A 20012-nucleotide genomic window follows, 5' to 3' on the forward strand; every position below is an offset into this window, starting at 1 on the left:
CTGAGTATTATAAAGGGGTACATGGTCAGGAATATAAACTATCGGATATTCTCTAGCCAAAAAAGGACCGGGCGCTTTTTGCCCGGTTTTTCTTATATATTTATGCATTTGTTTCCGCTTTTTCCTTTTCTTTTGCTTCTTTGGCATAATGCTCTTTGGCAAGCTTGTCGACTTCTTTTTTTAATTCTTCAACCATGGTGTCTTCTGGTACTTTTCGGACGATCTCACCATGTTTGAATAAAAGCCCTTCGCCATTTCCGCCAGCAATGCCGATATCTGCTTCTCGCGCTTCACCTGGACCGTTAACAGCGCACCCGAGCACAGCAACCTTTAATGGTGCTTTTATTGTTGAAATATATTCTTCGACTTCATTTGCGATTTTTATTAAATCAATTTGGATGCGCCCGCATGTCGGACAAGAAATAAGTGTCGCGGCATTTGACGCCAAACCGAATGTTTTTAACAATTCGCGGCACACTTTTACTTCATCAACAGGATCTGTGGAAAGTGAAATTCTTAATGTATTGCCGATCCCCTTATGAAGGAGAATGCCGAGTCCGGCTGCGCTTTTTATAGAGCCGGAGAATTTCGTTCCTGATTCAGTAATTCCCAGGTGCAGAGGGTAATCAAAAGCTTTTGACGCTTTCTCATAAGCCTCAACAGCCAGATTAACATCGGATGCTTTAAGGGAAACGATGATATCATGGAAATCAAGATCCTCCAAAATCTTAATATGATATAAGGCACTTTCTACCATGCCATCTGCTGTTGGATAGCCATATTTTTCAAGAATTCTTCTTTCCAATGAACCGGCATTTACGCCGATTCTAATCGGAATCCCTTTTTCCTTCGCAGCATTGACAACGGCTTCGACGTTTGCGCGCTTGCCGATATTACCTGGATTAATCCGGATTTTATCAGCGCCGCCCTCGATGGCTTTCAACGCGAGTTTATAATTAAAGTGAATGTCCACAACGAGAGGAATGTTAATGCGCTTCTTTATCTCAGGAATGGCTTCAGCTGCCCTCATATCGGGACAGGCAACGCGCACGATTTGACATCCGGCTTCTTCTAGCCGGGCAATTTCGGCTACGGTTGCTTCAACATCATGAGTTTTGGTTGTTGTCATACTTTGTATGAAAAGTTCATTTGATCCGCCTATTGTCAAAGGTCCAACTTTAACTTTTCTAGTTTTTGTTCGATGGGTTATTTCTGACATGACCCTATCGCTCCTTTAATTTGAAAGATATCTTATAACGCATTTTAGTATACCATAAATATTGTAGCAGGACCCTATCTTGGCTTTCAAGCCATCTGCCGGCTTGTTTTGTGACGAAAATCAAACGGATTCTTGTTATTTGTTTTTATAAATCGGAAAGGCGTATGACCGGCCAATCCTAATATGATTAGGATCAGTATTTGGGTTAAGCTTATTGAAGTCATTCACCATTCGCTGGATCGCAATCGTATCATTTGGATTTAGCTTTTCAACGACGGAGAGGACAGTATCGCCAGGCGCAACTTGATAGTTTTTATATGGTATCGTGACGGTTTGTGTTACGTCAGTCTTGCGTTGTCCAGTATCTGCAGAGGGGAGGACACCCTCAGTCATATCACTATAGCTTGTCCAACCGACTAAGCCTAATATACTGATTATAATCAGCTTTTTCATATAAACAGCACCTTAAGATCGAATTTCTATCATACATATGTTCAGATATCCGGAATTATGCCTCACTTTCTTGTTTTTTCTGGGAACTTCAAGGGATATGAGACGTATAGATTAATTAAAGGGCAAGGATTATAAGCAAGGGGGAATCGTTATGGGGATTTTAGATCTGCCAGTCGTCGGCTTTATCGTCATTTTATTAGCAGCCCTATTATTATTTGGTGAAATGATCGTAAAAACTAAAGGTGTGTTTGCACTCATCGGCGGTGTCTTATTTTTATTATATTTTTCACATCATCTTTCACACAAATCACCAGCGTTAATGATAGTTCTATTGGCTGTGGGCCTGTTGTTGATTATTCTGGATGGCAAGTTAATTACAAATGGTTCGGTAGCGGCAATAGGGATTGTGCTAATGATTTTAGCGTGTGCCCTTCCTACACCGTCGGTTCTCTATGGGACGATGGTTTCCATCGCTTTTATCATAGGTGTCGCCGGTTCCTTTTCTTTCCTTAAGGTATTCCCTGCAAGAGGCTATTGGTCAAAATTAACGCTTGTTGATCAGCTTTCAAGTGAACAAGGCTATAATTCCATGAATGCGTCTTACCAGGATTTAATTGGGCAGGACGGTGTCACGGCAACACCTTTTCGACCGGTGGGAACGGTGGAGATAGAAGGAAAGACGTATAGCGCGGTCACGAACGGCATTTGGTTGGAAAAGGGTACAGCTGTTAAAGTTGTCTCGGCTGACGGTACAAGAATTGTTATTGAAAAAGAAGCGGATGTCTAGACGGGACGTCCGCTTCTTTTAATAGTCCGTGGTTTAGGTTTGGGCACTGCTTGAATCATTGAGGCAAGAATAATGATACAAATAAGAATGTAAGCACTGAAGAACAAGGGCGGCAGAGAATAGATTGTTTCTATTACTGCAAGGATAACTGTTGGCCACGTTATGGCATTTGCGGTTAACGACCAGACATGCTGAAAGCTCAGGCGCCGCTGCAACGTTTTTTTTATCAAAAAGCCAAGGCAAGCTAACATAGTAATCGCAACAAAGATGAAACAAGCAATGACGAAAAAATAAAAAATAACCATAATTGGAACGAAGATCGACGATAGTGATGGATTCTTAGTATAAAAAGAAATCAAGGTTGATGGCGACAAACAAAGTGTCACGATGGCTGTTAAAAGAAAAACGTACATAATAGTGGTCGTGATTTTTTGAAACCGGTACATCGAAGATTTTCTGGGATGGAAGAGATTATTCCACAATTGTTTTAATACCGTCATATGATCACCCTAAGGAAATTTTACAAAAGCTGTGGTCATTAAACAAGTTCTTTATTATACTATAAGAAGAAAAAGGCCCCGAGCATTAAGCGGGTAGATTGGAAAAACAAAAAGGAAAAAATATTTTATAAAAAAGTATTGTTTTTATGCTTAGGAAGTGTTATCATTATTTCTGTCGCCGAAAGATGATTGCAGACAAATTGCTTGAAAAACTTATTCAAAGTAAAGGTTGACACTCCAAGATACATATGATAAATTAAATCTTGTCGTTAAAATGTTCTTAAACATTATTTGAAGCATTGCAGAAGAAGAGACAGAAGTCATCTTCGAATAATATTCCACAGTAGCTCAGTGACGAGCGGTTGCATCTCGAATAAGCTTCGAGTTGTCTCGATGCACAAGCTGCGGAGAATATGCTTGCAGAAGAAGAGACAGAAGTCATCTTCGAATAATATTCCACAGTAGCTCAGTGGTAGAGCTATCGGCTGTTAACCGATCGGTCGCAGGTTCGAATCCTGCCTGTGGAGCCAAATGGCGGTGTAGCTCAGCTGGCTAGAGCGTACGGTTCATACCCGTGAGGTCGGGGGTTCGATCCCCTCTACCGCCACCATATACCATGGCGATTGTGGCGAAGTGGTTAACGCATCGGATTGTGGTTCCGACATTCGTGGGTTCGATTCCCATCAGTCGCCCCATTGGGACCCTTAGCTCAGTTGGTCAGAGCAGACGGCTCATAACCGTCCGGTCGTAGGTTCGAGTCCTACAGGGTCCACCACTGAATAACATACGGAGGAATACCCAAGTCCGGCTGAAGGGATCGGTCTTGAAAACCGACAGGGGCTTAACGGCTCGCGGGGGTTCGAATCCCTCTTCCTCCGCCATATTTTTTAAAAAAGTTGAATAAGCATTCTTTTATATCATCGCGGGGTGGAGCAGTTCGGTAGCTCGTCGGGCTCATAACCCGAAGGTCGCAGGTTCAAATCCTGCCCCCGCAACCAATATTTATCAAACGTTCCGCGTTGAATAATTAATGCTCGTTTGATATCGGGAGTGCCCACTGGGTGCAACCAAAAAATGTCCTTGAAGGGCTATTTTTTTTGTCTTCTTTTAATCGCTATGTGCCTTTTTATTTCTTTTTTGAAATTCAATGTTTAATATTTGATGTCCTCGGGGAATTTTGATACTGTAAAAAGTGTAGGACAAGGTGTTGTTATCACCATCTAACAGTCCTGCGACAAATCTACATACCAATTTCAAGGAGGAGATTTAAGATGGCTAATTATCAACTTCCAGATCTACCGTATGATTATAATGCGCTTGAACCACACATTGATGAAGAAACAATGAGGATTCATCATGATAAACACCACGGAACATATGTCAGCAAGCTAAATGCTGCGCTTGAAGGCAACGAAGAGTTTTCAAGCCAATCAGTTGATGATGTATTGAAAAATCTTAATGCTGTTCCTGAAAATATTCGCACAGCTGTCAGAAACAATGGCGGAGGTCACTCAAACCATACATTCTTCTGGCAAATCCTATCACCAAATGGCGGCGGTGAACCTACAGGTGCAATTGCCGATGCTATTAGCTCTAAATTTGGCAGCTTTGACAAATTTAAAGAAGAATTTGCAGCTGCTGCGGCAGGCCGTTTTGGTTCAGGCTGGGCATGGCTTGTTGTTAACAATGGCGACATTGAAATCGTCAGCACGCCAAATCAAGACTCACCAGTATCTGAAGGCAAAACTCCTGTTTTAGGCCTTGATGTTTGGGAGCATGCTTATTACCTCAAGTATCAAAATAAACGTCCTGATTACATTAACGCTTTCTGGAATGTCGTTAATTGGGATGAAGTTAATAAGCGTTACGAAACAGCAAAATAAATGAAGATATTAAAAAGGCCTGTGTCACGCAGGCCTTTTTAATTTTTTTGGAAACTATAGAATGTCGGCTTGTGGATAAGAAATTGAGGGAGAAGGAACATGTGCAGGTGGAAAAGTCGCCGATAATATTAAAAGAGCATTTTGATGGTTCAGGAAGCTACATTCCGAGTTATTCCCTGCCTCTTATAGAAATGATATTGAAGAAACCGTCCAGAAAACCATTAGGTGCATCACACGAGTAGTAAATTTATTGTCACTTTCGGGGCTTAGCCTATATAAGGGGAGGATTCCCTTGTTAATTGGAAATTAATAAATCCGCTTTTTCTATTAGCGGAACCTGAGTCCTATAAGGATTGAGCGCAGCCTTTTATAGGACTGTCATTCCGCTATTTTGGCAAAAATGCTGTATTTTGCGAGCGTATAGGACTGTGGTTCCGTTAACCGGTATTTTATGGGCTCATTAGAGCAACATTTTGGCAAATAGCGGAATCTGAGTCCTAAAGCTTCTATTGCCGCTTGTTAGTTCCGCCCGCCAATTTAGAGGTTAAAACATTAATTGGCGCCTTTGCTTTTTTTATTGTTTTTTTGGAAGAACCATCAAAAAAATCCCCATATTCACCGAAAAAACGATGATTCCCTCACGCAATGTCCATCAAAACAGACTCACCTGCAAAACTGACGCAATCCCCGAACAACAAAAGGACCCGAATCCTTTCAACATCATTTATATTTTCGTTTAAATTGATTCCCATCGCATATCTTCAACACAATGACACACAATAATTGTAGTTAAAGAAGTAGGGGAGTCGAGATGAATGGATATTTTTAAGAAAATCACGGGTGAAGACCATGTGCCGAAAGATCTCTTACTTTTACTACTGATCGGTGGTTTTTATTATCTAAGCATCGCCTTATCTAATACGTTCGTTAATGTTTATATATGGAAACAATCACAAAGCTTTTTGGATATAGGGCTTTACAACCTGATGATTGTCATTTTTCAACCGTTAACGTTTATTTTGGCCGGACGCTGGGCAAAGCGAATTGATCGGGTTATCGTAATGCGGCTGGGTGTCATTTCCCTTGCTGTTTTTTTCATTACAGTCCTGTTGCTCGGATCTCATGCCTCACAATTTCTCCTATTGCTCGGCGCTTTAATCGGTATTGGATTCGGCTTCTATTGGCTCGCTTTTAATGTGCTGACGTTTGAGATCACCGAACCGGAAACAAGGGATTTCTTTAACGGCTTCCTTGGTCTTTTATCATCATTTGCCGGAATGATCGGTCCTTTGACAGCGGGTTGGATCATATCCTCAATGGAAAAGTTCACTGGATACAAAGTTATCTTTGCCGTGTCACTTTTTTTATTTACATTAGCTGTTATTACAAGCTTTTATTTACGCAGGCGGCCGGCAGACGGTCACTTTGTCATTAAACGAATTATCAGTGAACGTGGAAATAATCCCCAATGGAAACGGGTTTTAAATGCCCACTTTTTTCAGGGTCTTCGTGAGGGAACTTTTGTTTTTGTTATTGGGATCTGGGTGTTCATTACAACAAAAAGTGAAATGGCGCTTGGTACCTTTGGTTTTGTTGAATCAGCTGTTCTTTTTATTAGCTATTTTTTCGTCTCAAGGTTAATTAAGCCATCAGGACGGAAAAAGGCGATTCTAATCGGAGGCATCCTTCTCTACGCGTCAGTCTATCTCATTGCCTTTAAACTCACATATACCACGTTGATTTTCTATGCCGTCACTGCAGCGATTGCTTATCCTGTTTTACTCGTGCCATATGTATCAATGACGTATGATGTTATTGGAAAAGGCTGGCAGGCCGCGGAAATGAGAATAGAATATATTGTTGTTAAAGAGATGTTCTATAATTCTGGACGGATCGTCTCCATTATACTCTTCCTTGCAACCGTTTTAATTTTTAATAAAGAAGGCATCCGTTACCTGTTATTATTCATCGGGCTTGGCCATTTCTTCATTTATTTTTGCATTCGTCACGTCAGATTAAAAACACAGCATAACAGAAAAATTAATGCCAATTCGCCTGAACAATTCCCGGACGGTGAGAGCGGATCACCGATTTAACTTTATTGACAATGAATGTCTAACAACAGCCTGTTCAAACATTGTATAATGGTGGCACCATGATTTTTTTGGTGTCACTTTTTTGGGGTTGTGTTATTCTAGAAGGTGGAGCATAAGTTAAATTTGGAGTGAATGGCATGGATCATGAAAAGAGAACGAAGAAAAAAAGAAATCACCTTCCTTTTCGTTTAAATATACTTTTTTTAGCTGTATTTTTGGCGTTTTCCGTATTGATTTTGCGTCTTGGTGTCGTCCAGATTGTAAAGGGCAAGGAATACCAAGATAAAGCAAATGAGACAGATCATGCTAAGACGCAATTGGATTCAGCGAGAGGGAAGATTTACGCTGCGAATGGTACGGTCCTGGCTGACAATCAAGCGGAATTAGCGGTTGTCTACATAAGGAAGCCAGGGACGACGAGCAAAGATAATTTAAAAACGGCAAAGAAATTAGCAAAGCTGATTAATATGGATGATTCGAAAGTGACCGAGAGGGATGAAAAGGACTATTGGATATTAACCCATAGTGATGCTTACGACCAAAAGCTAACACAAGCTGAACAGAAGAACTTTAAAGAAGATCCGAAGGAAGCGGATAAAGCGTATGATCTTGTCTTAGACCGAATCACAAAAAAGGATTTGGACAGCATTTCCAAGGCGGATATGGAAGTTATTGCGATCAAACGGGAGCTGGATCAATCAACAGACTTGACACCGCACTTTATCAAGAAAGACCTAAGTGAAAAGGAACTCGCGCTGATTGGTGAGCATCTGGGCGATTTCGACGGAAAAATCGATACAGCCGTGGCGTCAACCCGGAAATATCCTAACGGTGACTACTTCTTCCTCGGTCAGGTCAAGGATATTCCTTCAGAACTCGTTGACGGCTTCCTGGCCAAAGGCTATAACCGTAATGATAAGGTCGGCGTCAGCAACCTAGAAGAAGAATATGAAGATGCCTTGCGCGGGATTCCGACAACCCTGACGTTTACGACGAAAAATGGGAAGGCAGTCAATACACCAGAAAAAAAGGAAGGTCAAAGAGGCTACGATATCCAACTGACCATCAACAATAAGCTGCAAAAGGAAATTGCAAAGATTATAGATAAAGATATATCAAACACCAAACATACCTTCCCGCAACCAAAGCTTGACAGCGCCTATGCTGTCGTGATGGATCCGCATACCGGCGGGATTTTGGCTATAGTTGGCCGGAAAATTGACCATAGCACTGGGAAGTTCGAGGACGCATCATCTGGGGCAATCTATAATGCCTTCCAGATGGGTTCTGCTGTAAAGGGAGCGACGGTACTAGGCGGTTTCCAATATAACGCTGTTCCGGAATATTTTAATGATATGCCTATCGTTTATAAGAACGGCGGGAGATTCAAATCCTATAGTGATTTCGGTACTTTGACACCTGAAACAGCCCTTGAGCATTCTTCCAACGTATTTATGGCAAAAATTGCATCCAATATGGCAGGCTTTAAATTAAGGCCCGAAAATGGCCATTATAAGGCAAGAGTTTTTACCGGTGAACACTATCGAAAAGCGTTTGAAAACCTAAGACAGGCATACGGCCAATTTGGATTAGGAGTAGAAACTGGCGTTGATCTGCCGTTTGAAAGCACTGGGTATGAAGGCGGTATTCCCAAAGAAGGCGGTAAAATCATGCAGTTCGCGATTGGACAGTTTGATACCTATACACCACTGCAGCTGGCACAATATGCGTCAACGATCGCAAACGGCGGCTATCGATTAGCACCGCACTTTTTAAAATCGATTCATGCGCCGACGAATGATCCGAAAAAATTGGGGCCAACGATTTATCATTATGAACCGAAAGTGCTTAATCACATCAAGAATACACAAGAAGAAATTGACCGGGTCCAACGGGGGTTTTATTTAGTAACACATGCACCGAATGGAACAGCGCCAAGCTTAGGGCACCGTGACAATGCAAAATACAAAATTGCCGCCAAAACAGGTACGGCGCAAATTGATGTTGAAAATGATCCTGAACTTTACAATAAATCATTAGTGGCTTATGCACCTTATGATGATCCGAAGGTAGTCGTGGCTGTTGTTGTACCTGAAATAAAACATGGTGAGACAAATCTGGATATTGCCCAAGACATCTTTAAAGCTTACGACAAATTAACAGGGCATTCTTTAACAAAAGGGTAAAATAAAGGGCGTTACAATCTTTTGATTGTAACGCCCTTAAACTTTTACTTTGTCAGTATTTTTACGATTTCAGCAATGGACATGTCGCTTGATAATTTGAATTTGCCAAGCTGCATGTATTTTTCAAGATTATGTTTATCAAGATATTCATAAAACGGATCTTTATCCTTAATGATATGATTATCTAGCAATTGATCTGCGACATCTTTGGTGGTCATTCCGGCTTTTATGTTAATGACCGTGGTGTAGACTTGTTTGTTATCTTTCTTCGCTTTGTCTTTTGACTGATCACCCGACTTTTTGTCAGCTGATGTTTCCCTTGCACCGGCTTTTAATTGATTATAATTATCTTCCGATACCGCCACCATTTGATGTTCACTTAAGTATTTTGTGACCGTTGCTTCGGTTAAAGGCTCTTTCTTAATATCAACACTCGGTTGGTAAATCTGGTAGAAAAAATAGGCGATAACCGCGCAGGACACCAAAATCCCAAACGCAAATCCGCGCATACCTCTCTTTGTCATATTATTGTCACCTTCTTATTTTTTACGGTCAATAAGCAGCTCTTCTTCAAGCACTTGAACTTTTTTCTTAACCTTATACAATTCCTGCATCATTGACACCGATGTACCTTCGATCTGTCCCTCTAATTGCTTAATGCTGTCTTCTTTAAAGAAAGACAGAAGAAGCACAATGAGACCGACAATGACGAGAATTAAAATCACAACGCCCATGCTAATCCCCCAAATCTATTAAAGTCTCCTATATACTTATACCATAACGAGATTATGAGAAAAAGGGTTTTAGCAGAAACGATAGGAATTTGTAAAATATCGTCGAAAAATATCTTGGGTGAGCCGGAGATGAGTAAAATTTTTACATTTTTGATAATGGTAGATTTTAGTATAGTAAAACCTTGCAGGTCAAATAGGCCTCCTTGTCGTATAAATAGAGATGGTAGTATCCGACCTAATACTTTATAACAAATGGAGGCATCAAGAGATGAAAAGAAAATCACGGTGGATTGTTTTAGTTAGTATGATTTGTGTCATAAGTCTTGTTTTATCTGCTTGTCAAGGGAATGGCAATGAAAGCAAGAATAACGAAAAGGCTTCGAAGGATTCCCAGTCTAAATTAGCTAAAGTTCAAGAATTGAACATGGTTTCTGACGGGGATATATCGACGATGGCCAGTTTCCGTGCGACGGATGGCGTGTCATTGCGGGCAATTGAGGAAGTTAAATCCGGTTTAATGCGATTAGATAAGGATGGCAACATCATTCCTGATATGGCCAAGGAAATGCCAAAAGTAAGCGATGACCAAAAGGTTTATACCTTTAAATTGCGTCCGGATGCCAAGTGGTCAAATGGTGATCCGGTAACAGCTGATGATTTTGTTTATGCCTGGCATAAAATTTTGAATAAGGACACTGCCGGTGAATACGCTTATATTTTCACTTCCGCGGCAGTCAAAAATGCAAAGGAAATTACCGATCCGAAGAGTGCATTATACAATCAGGTTGACAAACTTGGCATTAAGGCGCTTGATGAGAAAACCGTGCAAGTGACACTTGAGCGTCCAACACCGTTCTTTTTAAGTTTGTTAGCTTTTCCGCCCTTTTTCCCTGTAGATCAAAAAGTGGTAAAGAAGTATGGTGATAAATACGCGATTGAACCAGACAACATGGTTTATAATGGTCCATTCACGATGACTGAATGGCATCATGGGACGGGTTGGACGTTTAAGAAAAATCCGGATTATTGGGATGCAAAAGATATTCATCTAAATAAGGTTAATTACAAGATTATCAAAGAAGTGTCAACGCAAACGAAACTTTACGATACGGACAAAATTGATTTCACCACTCTCAGTACAGACTTAATCCGTAAATATGAAAATAAATCGGATTTGCATAAAGGCGAGTTGGGAAAAGGCAATGTATACTTAAGTTTAAATCAAAAGATTCCGGCGTTAAAAAATAAAGACATTCGTAATGCGATATACAATGGGTTTGACCGCAAGAAGATAACTGAATACTTATTAAAGGATGGCTCAGCGCCCGCTTATTATTTTGTGGCTAAAGGCCGAATGAAAGGACCGGACGGCAAAGACTTTCGCGCAGCTTATCCTGAGATTAATAAGCATGACCTCAAATGGGCACAAGCGAAGTGGCGGAAGGGATTACATGAAATTGGGAAAAATAAAGTCAATCTTCAATTACTGATCTATGAAGGGTCATCAAACGCTGCCGTTGCCCAAAGTTTGAAATTTCAATTGGAGAAAAATTTAAAAGGGATCCATATTGAGATTCGGACACAACCTGTTAAACAATTTTCTGATTTAATGAGTGCCGGTAATTATGACTTTTCGTTAACGAGTTGGGGACCCGATTATCCTGATCCCATGTCCGATCTTGAAATGTGGGTAACAGGCGGTCCATTCAATAACACGGGATTCAGCAGTGAAAAATATGACAGCATGATTCAGAAAGCAAAAAAACTAGGAGCTGAGCCGAAAAAACGTTATGAGGTCTTGCAGAAAGCTGAAAAGCTTTTGTTGGATAGCGCGATTATTGTGCCTGTATACCAACCTGCCTATGTTTATTTGATGAAACCGTATGTGAAACAATTTGTTTATACACGCCCTGGACCGAACCAAGATTGGACCTATGCTTATATCGCCAAGCATTAACTAGTTAACAGCTCCCTCTTGAACCATGGCCATTTCTTTGATAAAATCAATAAGGGTTTATATTTAACTTTGATAATATTGAAAGATATGGAGGGATAACGATGCGCGTACTTGTGACATTAGAATGCACTGAAACAGGCGATCGTAATTATATTACGATGAAAAATAAACGCAACAACCCAGAGCGGATTGAAATGATGAAATACTGCCCGCGTTTGAGAAAACAAACTTTGCATAAAGAGACGAAATAAGCAGCAGGTTATAGCCTGCTGTTTTTTCTTTACATAAAACCGGTAGGAGGGACGGGATGTGAAAAAAGAATTAAGGCAGCATACGTTAAAGGCATTACAAGGGCTTTCCGATAGGATATTTGAGAAAGAGTGTCAGGACATTAAGGATAAACTGCTGCTTCAGAAGGAATGGCAAGAGGCTAAGACCGTTGCTATTACCATCTCAAGAGGCAGGGAAATTCCGACCCGTCCGATCATTGAAGAGGCTTGGCGGCAAGCGAAGACGGTGGCGGTGCCTAAATGTCATCCAGAGACAAAGGCGATGGCCTTTCATATCATAACGGATTTTGATCAACTTGAAAGTGTCTATTATGGTCTCTTCGAACCAAAGCCGGAAGAAACCGAAATCATTCATAAAGAAAATCTTGACATGATCATCGTTCCGGGGATTGTTTTTGATGAATTAGGCTATAGGATCGGCTTTGGCGGCGGCTATTACGACCGCTTTCTGGCGGATTATGCTGGTGCAACATTATCTCTTGCACTTGATTTGCAGGTGTTAAGTGATCTTCCTAAAGAACCGCATGATCAGCCCGTTCAAAAGATCATCACACCGACCCGGGTGATTTAAATGGCCAATCATTTTACAGGCATTTTGCTTTCTGGCGGGGAATCAAGGCGATTTGGCGAGCCGAAAGCATTTTATCCCTTCCAAAATCGGCCATTATATGATTATTCCCTCCAATCCCTTAAAGCTGTGACTGAAAAAGTTATCATCGTCAGCAGGCCGGAGGACATGAATCACTATCAATCGGTGACTGACGCCCTTGTGCTTCAGGACAATCCGAACTGCCAAGGGATGGGGCCGCTTGCCGGCATTTATACAGCCATGGCCGCTTCAGAGTCAGAATGGTATATTGTTCTTCCTTGTGACACACCATTCATCACTGCGGCGTTTCTCCGGAATATGAAAATAAAGCTTGCCGAATTGGTTCCATGCGATGGCATCGTTCCAATCTCTGGCGGCTATGAGCATCCGCTCACAGCTTGCTATCACAGACGATGCTTGCCAGTCATTGAAAACCTCTTGCAAAACAATGATCTTAGGATGGATGACTTGCTTAAATCAGTCAACATTCACTATACTTGTCCCGAAAACGATGGCTTTGCTCCAAAGCTGTTTGACAACATGAACCGCAAAGAACAATTATATAAAGAAAAAGACGTATAATAATAACCTCCCGGCTTCATATTAACTAGCAAGGAGGTTACGCTAATGAGAATGACATTTTTTCGCTTCTTGCTTATGGTGTTATTGGTATGTCTGATATATAATAAGCGTTATAGAATTCTTCAACTGTTGATTGGCATCGCAGGCCTAAAACAGTTATTCTGGTCACAAGCTTATAATATGAGGCACTTTTTGTCCAAAGGGATGGATTGGTTCGGCTATCGTGATTTCGAGGAGAATGAAAGCTAGCATCCCGCTATATTTTTTGCCTATAGAGTGCCAATTCTCCTTCTTTTGTTTCAACAAGAATGAGAAAATGTGTCGCTTTCTTATCGTACATAATAAGAGGCATGGTACTTCCAATCGGCTTCTCAATTTGGTTTTCCTTTATTTTAATTCCAAGCACATAGTTTTTATATAAACCTTCCCATAGCTGGCTGATCGCCCTATGGGTTGTTTTTTTATCCAAACCTGGGAGCGTCTGATTGTTGTAGACATGAAGATGGCTAAGCGGGAAGATATAATAATTTCTAAGGATGAGTTGAAATTTCTTTTCCGCTTCTTTTAATATAGCTTGGCGTTTATCTTGGATGCTGCGGTCATTCTTCGCTTGCCACTCCTGTTCCTCAGGGGTAATGGGAATCTGAAAGGATTGAAAGGTGCCCGGTCCGTTTGCCATAACGGAAAGATAATCGTAAGACATGACATCTTTCCCAGTTATGTGATCATCTTGGTGTTTTTCCGCATGATGAAATGAGATTGCCTTAAATTTTCCGCTGTCTTGAAACTTAAACCGTTTTTCCTGTTCAAGCGTTTGGGTATCCTCCTGCCATTTTGTAAGAAAGGCAAGCAATCTGCCATCTTTATATAATAGCGACAGATCCTCACGCAAATAGACCTTTTCATGTGTTTGTGACTGTACCTTCCAATCGAGTTCATATTCATTTTCCGTAACAGCAGGCTTCGCTGACAATTCCGTTTCATTGTAATCATAAGAAAGTCCCATGTCTTCTGGAAAATAGGTGATGCTGTCTTGGACATTGCTTTTTTCAAAATAAAAGATAAGAAAAGCTATAAGACATGAGACCGCAATGATAAAAAACACCGGACGATACTTTTTCATAGCATGATGCCTCCTAAAGACAAGCAAGTCGTGTTGTTCCATCCTATGCTGATCCGCTCTATTGATATGCTAAGAATGTGTCATCACGAATGGATTGTCCCCATTTGTAAATGATGTAGGAAGAGAAGGGGGGATTTGAAACATGCGGGATGAAATCTTCAGGATACCAATGCCATTGAAGAACAGACGGCCAAAAGTGCTGGCTACTAAGGATCCGGATAAATAATAATCTATTATGGGTTGCAGATGAAGGTAAATAACTTCATTGGACAACCCATTTTAATTTTGGGAAAATAGAGAGTAATGACTATATCACGACATAAAGGAGAGCAAAATGATAAATCAAACCATACAAACCATCATGGCTCATCGCTCGATTAGGAAATTTAAGGATCAAGCGTTATCTGCCGTACAAATCGAAACATTGGTCAAATCGGCACAAGCGGCCGCAACGTCAAGCTATCTGCAAACCTATTCCATTATAGGTGTGACAGATCTTGATAAAAAGAAACAGCTGTCTGAAGTCGGCAGGAATCAAACATGCATTGTAGAAAATGGCCACTTGTTCGTTTTTTGTGCTGATCTTTACCGCCATCACTTTATTGGCGGGCTGGAGAATGCAGACATTAAGACATCGCTTGAAAGTACCGAAACCTTTATGGTTTCTCTGATCGATACAGCGCTCGCTGCAGAGAATCTTGTTATAGCAGCGGAATCGATGGATCTTGGCATTTGCTATATCGGCGGTTTACGGAATGATGCCAGAAAGGTAAGCGAGATTCTAGGTCTTCCGGATAGGGTGATCCCGCTCTTCGGTCTATGTGTCGGTTTGCCTGATGAGAAGCCGGAGCAAAAACCGCGTCTCCCATGGACCCATGTCTACCATGAAAATACTTATGAGCCCGACCGGGAAGCTTATCGTGACGACCTAGATGAATATAACCGCCTGATCGCCAACTATTATGATAAGCGAACAAACGGTGAAAGAAGTGAAGGCTGGACAGAACAGATCGCACATGCACTGTCCCACCCGCATCGTACTTATATGAAGGATTTTTTAAAGGAAAAAGGCTTTCCGTTAAAATAAGATTTAAAAAAGGATGAGACTTATAAATGGGGAAAACATGGTATATCGGTGTTGATGTAGGGGGAACAACGGTCAAATTGGCTTTTGTGGATGATGAAGGACATATTATCGACAAATGGGATATCCAAACGGATACAAGCCATGACGGCAAAAATATTACCTCCGATATCTCAGAAAGTATAATGGTGAAATTAAAAGAGCATAACACGGCAATCTCCGATATTAAAGGGCTCGGCATAGGCGCGCCTGGTTTTATAAATATGGAGAATGGTTTTATATTCCAGGCGGTTAATATTGGCTGGCACAGTTATCCTCTAAAAGAGGAGCTTGAGAAAGCAACAGGTTTGCCTGTTATTCTTGACAATGACGCCAATACAGCGGCTCTTGGTGAAATGTGGCAGGGCGCGGGTAACGGTGCCGAGGATTTGCTTTGTGTAACATTAGGCACCGGTGTTGGCGGCGGTGTGATAACAAGAGGCGAAATTGTTCATGGTGTTACCGGGATGGCCGGTGAAATCGGTCATATTACAGTTATCCCTGAGGGCGGCCTTCCGTGTAATTGCGGAAAAAGAGGCTGCTTAGAAACGGTTTCTTCAGCGACAGGTATTTGCAGGATGGCGATCGAAGGACTTGCGGAGCATCCTAACAGCGCATTAAAAAGGATATTTGATGAAACGGGTGATTTAACGTCAAAAGATGTTTTTGATGCAGCCAAAGCCCAAGATACTTGGGCCATTTTAGTTGTAGAAAATGCCGCCTTCCATCTTGGCATGACGCTTGCAAGCGTTGCCATGACGTTAAATCCATCAAAAATAGTGATTGGAGGCGGGGTTTCAAAAGCCGGGGATGTTCTTATCAATCCTGTGAATCATTATTTTAAACTGTACAGCTTGCCTAGGGTTTACGAGGGGGCTGAACTTGTGCTTGCGGAACTTGGCAATGATGCCGGCGTGATCGGCGGGGCGTGGCTCGCAAAAACAAAGCTATAAATCTTGGTCCCTCTATTTTTTCATATTTTTATGACTATCACTCATAGAATAAAAATAATGCAAGATAGGGGGGATATCATGAATGTAACTGTAAGAAAAGGAGACACTCTTTGGTATTACAGCCAATTATTCGATGTGCCGCTGCAGTTGGTTATTGACAGTAATGAGATGGAAAACCAAGAAAGTCTTGAGCCCGGTCGAAAGGTAGCTATTCCAGGATATGTCCGCCAAACCTATACGCTTGATAAAGGGGAAAGCTTCTGGTCAGTCGCGACCAAAAGACAGCTTGCACTAGATACGCTGTTTTTGTTAAATCCTGATCTGAATCCTAAGGAGCTGAAAATTGGGGAAACAATCTACTTACCTGTTAGTGTTGGCAAAGCTTTTGTTAAAAGGGATCAGCCCTATGACTCCGAAGCAATGGCGCGTGACATTAACAGATTGACAACGGTTTATCCTTTTGTAAAGAGGGAAACTGTTGGAAAAAGTGTTGAAGGAAAACCGATTTACGAACTGCGCATTGGAAACGGTGAAAAAAAAGTCCATTATAATGGTTCATTTCATGCCAATGAATGGATCACTTCATCGGTGATCATGACCTTTTTAAATGATTACCTTGTTTCATTGACAAATCGCCGAACCATGCGGGGCTTAAGTACGGCGCCTTTCTATGACCAAGTCGCTTTATCCATTGTGCCAATGGTTAATCCGGACGGGGTTGATTTGGTCTTGAATGGTCCCCCCGAGGACCAAACACACAGGGAAAAAGTTCTGAAGCTTAATAAGGGAAATGGGGGCTTCAAAGATTGGAAGGCGAATATTCGCGGGGTTGATCTTAATGATCAATTTCCTGCAAAGTGGGAACTGGAACAAAAGGCAAGGGCTCAGGCACCTGCCCCTCGAGATTACCCCGGCGAGTCACCATTATGTGAACCGGAAGCCAAAGCTATAGCGGATTTAACAAAGAAACGGGATTTCGACCGCGTCCTAGCTTTCCATACACAGGGAAGGGTTATTTACTGGGGCTTTGAGGAGCACGAACCGGAAGAAACGGAAACAATGGCCCAAGAATTCTCACGGGTAAGCGGCTATGAACCAATCCGTAATGTGAAAAGCTATGCGGGTTATAAGGACTGGTTTGAGCAAGACTTTCGGCGTCCAGGTTTTACTGTTGAACTTGGAAGCGGGACCAACCCACTTCCTTTAAGCCAGTTTGATGAAATTTATCAAGAAAGCCTAGGAATCTTTTTGGCGAGCTTATATTTATAATTTATAAGAAAATTTATAAACAAAAAGGTGGAACGGCTCTTTCGTTCCACCTTTCACTGTTAGTCAAGCACCAACTTGCACGCCACCGCCGCCCAGCACATCAATGATGGTCATGATTGAGAACCAGCCAAAAAAGGCTAGTGACACAATAGCATAACCGGCACCCAAGAAATTTCTTTTGCTGATTTCTCTGATTGCCCCGATTAGGCAGAGAATTGCTACGAGCAAAAACATGATACCAATAGCCATGCGAAATTACGCCTCCTCACCTGTCAATCCTATTATTTCCAGAGAACATAAATATGTATTCCATTTTATATTTTAACCCTTTTCTGAATATTTGTCGAGAGGTCGTCATTTGGTTTAAACTTAAAAGGAAGTTGTTATTAAAAACATTGGAGGCTATAACATGCAGTGGACACAAATGCCCTTAGGAGCGATCCAAACAAACTGTTACATACTTGAAAATAATAAAGGTGAAGCACTTATCATTGATCCAGGGGATGAAGCAGGGAAATTAATTAAAGAAATTGAAGACAGGCAGTTAAAACCACTTGCCGTACTCTTGACCCATGCCCATTTCGACCATATTGGCGCATTAGACCCCGTTCGGAAAAAGTGGGATATTCCCGCTTATCTTCATGTGAAAGAACAGGATTGGCTAGCCAACCCCGAGAAAAATGGATCAGCTCATTTTCCAATGGTTGAAGACTATGTGTTTGATCAAGCGGAGGAACTGATTAATAAAGAAGGCATTATGACCATTGGACCTTTTGAGTTTGAGATTCTTGAGACCCCCGGCCATTCACCAGGAAGTATTTCCTTTTATTTTAAAAAAGATGGCGTGATTTTTTCAGGAGACGCACTATTCAATGGCAGTATCGGCCGGACCGATTTATATGGCGGCGATCAGGGCCTATTACTTGATAGCATTCACAGTAAGCTCCTGCCCCTGCCTGCGGAAACGGTTGTTGCACCAGGCCACGGCTTCGAGACGACGGTGACGAAAGAAAAGGAAACAAATCCTTTTTTGCTATAGCCGTAGGCGCACACCTCCCAACACCCGTCATAAACTAGTTGTGATGATGTGTTAAAGGGGAGGAAGTTGTGGAGAACAAAAAGTATCTTAACTTTTTGGCCAAACTTGGGATCAGCAGCGCTCATCCCGGTGGCCGTCCGTTAACAGAGGCTCTTATGAAAAGGGAAACCATAGGAAGAAATGACAGGGTGCTTGACGTTGGTTGCGGGGCGGGAGACACATCTGCTTATCTCACCGAGCATGTTAACTGTTTGGTTACCGCTGTTGATTTTCATCCTGAAATGATTAAATTGGCATCGGAAAAGGCGAAAGAGCTTAATAATCCTTTCGACGTGATCCAAGCTGATGCACAAAAACTGCCGTTTGCGGAAGGCTCATTCGACCGTGTTTTATCAGAATCAGTCACAGCATTTACCGAGATACCTGTCACGCTGGCCGAGTATTATCGGGTGCTTGCAAACAAAGGATCTCTACTCGCTATTGAAATGACCACTGAAAGAGAGCTTTCAAAACCTGCCGTCAAAGAAATCCAATCTGTGTATGGTATCCAAGACCTTTATACCGAGAATGAATGGGTGACAGCACTGCATGATGCCGGCTTCTCTGAAGTGGATGTTTTTAGGGGAGACGTCTTTGTAGGTACCGACCAAATGTTGAGTGAAGTGTCATCATTCAAGTTTTCCGAAAAACTTGATGTTGAAGCCTTTGAAGTGTGGATGGATCATATTAGGCTGATGCAGAAATATGAAGGTGTGCTTGGATATAGAATTTATAAGGCAATAAAATAACAAAAACGCCAGGATTTCCTGGCGTTTTTGTTATTCTGCTCCGCCCGGCACCATCATAAAGGCAGACCAATATGTAAAGCCGACAAAGAACAAGGTCAGGTAGGCGCCGAAAATATAAATATAGACACGTTCAGATAAGTTCAAGAAACTTACAGCGAGGAAAAAAGCTGTTTGGCCGTAAAATAAGAGCGCCATTGGCCACATGCCGCCAACCATTGCCATCACACCGGTGACAGCCGTCCAAAAAGCAAGCACAAGAAACATCTTAGGCATTATATCCCTCCTCCTGATCCATCCTTTTCTTTAAATTATAATGAAAAGGTTTTGGGTTGTAAACGCATACTTGTACAATTTATTTCAATTTTCATTATACCCTAAAAAGCCAAACTTTAGTAATAATAATCAGATTTCGTATGATAAGGTTTACAAACAAGGTGTTTT

23 protein-coding genes and 6 tRNA genes are annotated in these 20012 nt (G+C 41.6%); 21 read left to right on the forward strand and 8 right to left on the reverse strand.

The genetic code is table 11. The features are described from left to right. Positions 1-100: 100 nt before the first annotated feature. Together ispG and EV207_RS03225 are read right to left on the reverse strand one after the other, a co-directional pair. Positions 101-1219, reverse strand: a complete 1119-nt coding sequence (gene ispG / locus EV207_RS03220) for a flavodoxin-dependent (E)-4-hydroxy-3-methylbut-2-enyl-diphosphate synthase (protein ID WP_132743610.1) — start codon at positions 1217-1219, stop codon at positions 101-103. A gap of 135 nt (positions 1220-1354) precedes the next feature. Next, the gene (locus EV207_RS03225) at positions 1355-1672 is read right to left on the reverse strand and encodes a hypothetical protein (protein WP_132743612.1); all 318 of its coding nucleotides are present in this window, start codon (positions 1670-1672) and stop codon (positions 1355-1357) included. A gap of 151 nt (positions 1673-1823) precedes the next feature. Here EV207_RS03225 and EV207_RS03230 point away from each other — a divergent pair, with 151 nt between their 5' ends. Beyond that, positions 1824-2459 (forward strand): NfeD family protein, encoded by a 636-nt coding sequence (locus EV207_RS03230; protein WP_132743614.1) that lies wholly within the window; start codon positions 1824-1826, stop codon positions 2457-2459. Here EV207_RS03230 and EV207_RS03235 read toward each other — a convergent pair. Continuing rightward, on the reverse strand, positions 2456-2959 hold the full coding sequence (locus EV207_RS03235) for a DUF1189 family protein (protein ID WP_132743616.1): 504 nt from the start codon (positions 2957-2959) through the stop codon (positions 2456-2458). The genes EV207_RS03230 and EV207_RS03235 overlap by 4 nt on opposite strands. Before the next feature lie 455 nt (positions 2960-3414). Here EV207_RS03235 and EV207_RS03240 point away from each other — a divergent pair. From EV207_RS03240 to EV207_RS03280, 10 genes are all read left to right on the forward strand, one after another. Next, a tRNA-Asn gene (locus EV207_RS03240) sits at positions 3415-3489 on the forward strand. Between the two features lie 3 nt (positions 3490-3492). Beyond that, positions 3493-3569: transfer RNA gene (locus tag EV207_RS03245), tRNA-Met, on the forward strand. Between the two features lie 9 nt (positions 3570-3578). Next, positions 3579-3654 (forward strand) — tRNA-His (locus EV207_RS03250). A 3-nt stretch (positions 3655-3657) separates the two neighbouring features. After that, positions 3658-3734 (forward strand) — tRNA-Ile (locus EV207_RS03255). Between the two features lie 13 nt (positions 3735-3747). Then, positions 3748-3840 (forward strand) — tRNA-Ser (locus EV207_RS03260). A 40-nt stretch (positions 3841-3880) separates the two neighbouring features. After that, positions 3881-3957: transfer RNA gene (locus tag EV207_RS03265), tRNA-Met, on the forward strand. Between the two features lie 273 nt (positions 3958-4230). After that, complete coding sequence (locus EV207_RS03270) at positions 4231-4842, forward strand: superoxide dismutase (RefSeq protein ID WP_132743618.1); 612 nt, start codon at positions 4231-4233, stop codon at positions 4840-4842. 71 nt (positions 4843-4913) lie between these two features. Further along, complete coding sequence (locus tag EV207_RS22920; protein ID WP_165886819.1) at positions 4914-5084, forward strand: hypothetical protein; 171 nt, start codon at positions 4914-4916, stop codon at positions 5082-5084. A gap of 573 nt (positions 5085-5657) precedes the next feature. After that, positions 5658-6938, forward strand: a complete 1281-nt coding sequence (locus EV207_RS03275; protein ID WP_132743620.1) for an MFS transporter — start codon at positions 5658-5660, stop codon at positions 6936-6938. Positions 6939-7075: 137 nt separating this feature from the next. Then, positions 7076-9124, forward strand: a complete 2049-nt coding sequence (locus EV207_RS03280) for a penicillin-binding transpeptidase domain-containing protein (protein WP_132743622.1) — start codon at positions 7076-7078, stop codon at positions 9122-9124. 44 nt (positions 9125-9168) lie between these two features. On the opposite strand, the gene EV207_RS03285 is transcribed toward EV207_RS03280, so the two are convergent. Both EV207_RS03285 and EV207_RS03290 read right to left on the reverse strand, forming a co-directional pair. Then, positions 9169-9648, reverse strand: coding sequence for an endolytic transglycosylase MltG (locus EV207_RS03285; RefSeq protein WP_132743624.1), 480 nt, complete (start codon positions 9646-9648; stop codon positions 9169-9171). 15 nt (positions 9649-9663) lie between these two features. After that, positions 9664-9858: a hypothetical protein gene (locus EV207_RS03290; protein WP_132743626.1), complete on the reverse strand. Its 195-nt coding sequence runs from the start codon at positions 9856-9858 to the stop codon at positions 9664-9666. Between the two features lie 268 nt (positions 9859-10126). Between EV207_RS03290 and EV207_RS03295 the strand changes: the two genes are divergently transcribed. The 5 genes from EV207_RS03295 to EV207_RS03315 all read left to right on the forward strand — a co-directional run bounded on the left by EV207_RS03295 (position 10127) and on the right by EV207_RS03315 (position 13525). Then, positions 10127-11815: a peptide ABC transporter substrate-binding protein gene (locus EV207_RS03295; protein ID WP_165886820.1), complete on the forward strand. Its 1689-nt coding sequence runs from the start codon at positions 10127-10129 to the stop codon at positions 11813-11815. Between the two features lie 101 nt (positions 11816-11916). Beyond that, positions 11917-12066, forward strand: a complete 150-nt coding sequence (gene rpmG, locus EV207_RS03300; protein ID WP_132743630.1) for a 50S ribosomal protein L33 — start codon at positions 11917-11919, stop codon at positions 12064-12066. A gap of 58 nt (positions 12067-12124) precedes the next feature. Continuing rightward, complete coding sequence (locus EV207_RS03305; protein WP_132743632.1) at positions 12125-12676, forward strand: 5-formyltetrahydrofolate cyclo-ligase; 552 nt, start codon at positions 12125-12127, stop codon at positions 12674-12676. Continuing rightward, positions 12677-13276: a molybdenum cofactor guanylyltransferase gene (locus EV207_RS03310; protein WP_132743634.1), complete on the forward strand. Its 600-nt coding sequence runs from the start codon at positions 12677-12679 to the stop codon at positions 13274-13276. 45 nt (positions 13277-13321) lie between these two features. Beyond that, on the forward strand, positions 13322-13525 hold the full coding sequence (locus tag EV207_RS03315; RefSeq protein ID WP_132743636.1) for a hypothetical protein: 204 nt from the start codon (positions 13322-13324) through the stop codon (positions 13523-13525). A 7-nt stretch (positions 13526-13532) separates the two neighbouring features. On the opposite strand, the gene EV207_RS03320 is transcribed toward EV207_RS03315, so the two are convergent. Continuing rightward, a complete protein-coding gene (locus tag EV207_RS03320; RefSeq protein WP_132743638.1) occupies positions 13533-14399 on the reverse strand; it encodes a hypothetical protein in 867 nt (288 codons plus the stop codon). Between the two features lie 337 nt (positions 14400-14736). On the opposite strand from EV207_RS03320, the gene nfsA reads away from it, so the two are divergent. The 3 genes from nfsA to EV207_RS03335 all read left to right on the forward strand — a co-directional run bounded on the left by nfsA (position 14737) and on the right by EV207_RS03335 (position 17744). Then, positions 14737-15486 carry an oxygen-insensitive NADPH nitroreductase gene (gene nfsA / locus EV207_RS03325; RefSeq protein ID WP_207902915.1) on the forward strand — a complete coding sequence of 250 codons (750 nt, stop codon included), beginning with the start codon at positions 14737-14739 and terminating at the stop codon, positions 15484-15486. 26 nt (positions 15487-15512) lie between these two features. Continuing rightward, the gene (locus EV207_RS03330) at positions 15513-16475 is read left to right on the forward strand and encodes an ROK family glucokinase (protein ID WP_132743642.1); all 963 of its coding nucleotides are present in this window, start codon (positions 15513-15515) and stop codon (positions 16473-16475) included. A 78-nt stretch (positions 16476-16553) separates the two neighbouring features. Next, positions 16554-17744 carry a M14 family metallopeptidase gene (locus tag EV207_RS03335; protein ID WP_132743644.1) on the forward strand — a complete coding sequence of 397 codons (1191 nt, stop codon included), beginning with the start codon at positions 16554-16556 and terminating at the stop codon, positions 17742-17744. A gap of 63 nt (positions 17745-17807) precedes the next feature. On the opposite strand, the gene EV207_RS03340 is transcribed toward EV207_RS03335, so the two are convergent. Further along, a complete protein-coding gene (locus EV207_RS03340; protein WP_132743646.1) occupies positions 17808-17993 on the reverse strand; it encodes a DUF2759 domain-containing protein in 186 nt (61 codons plus the stop codon). 160 nt (positions 17994-18153) lie between these two features. Between EV207_RS03340 and EV207_RS03345 the strand changes: the two genes are divergently transcribed. Together EV207_RS03345 and EV207_RS03350 are read left to right on the forward strand one after the other, a co-directional pair. After that, positions 18154-18783, forward strand: a complete 630-nt coding sequence (locus EV207_RS03345) for an MBL fold metallo-hydrolase (protein ID WP_132743648.1) — start codon at positions 18154-18156, stop codon at positions 18781-18783. Positions 18784-18851: 68 nt separating this feature from the next. Then, positions 18852-19571 carry a class I SAM-dependent methyltransferase gene (locus tag EV207_RS03350; RefSeq protein ID WP_132743650.1) on the forward strand — a complete coding sequence of 240 codons (720 nt, stop codon included), beginning with the start codon at positions 18852-18854 and terminating at the stop codon, positions 19569-19571. Between the two features lie 30 nt (positions 19572-19601). On the opposite strand, the gene EV207_RS03355 is transcribed toward EV207_RS03350, so the two are convergent. Then, positions 19602-19844: a DUF2626 domain-containing protein gene (locus tag EV207_RS03355; RefSeq protein WP_132743652.1), complete on the reverse strand. Its 243-nt coding sequence runs from the start codon at positions 19842-19844 to the stop codon at positions 19602-19604. Positions 19845-20012 lie beyond the last annotated feature (168 nt).

This window comes from Scopulibacillus darangshiensis (genome assembly GCF_004341035.1).
Taxonomy (GTDB): Bacteria; Bacillota; Bacilli; order Bacillales; family Sporolactobacillaceae; genus Scopulibacillus; species Scopulibacillus darangshiensis.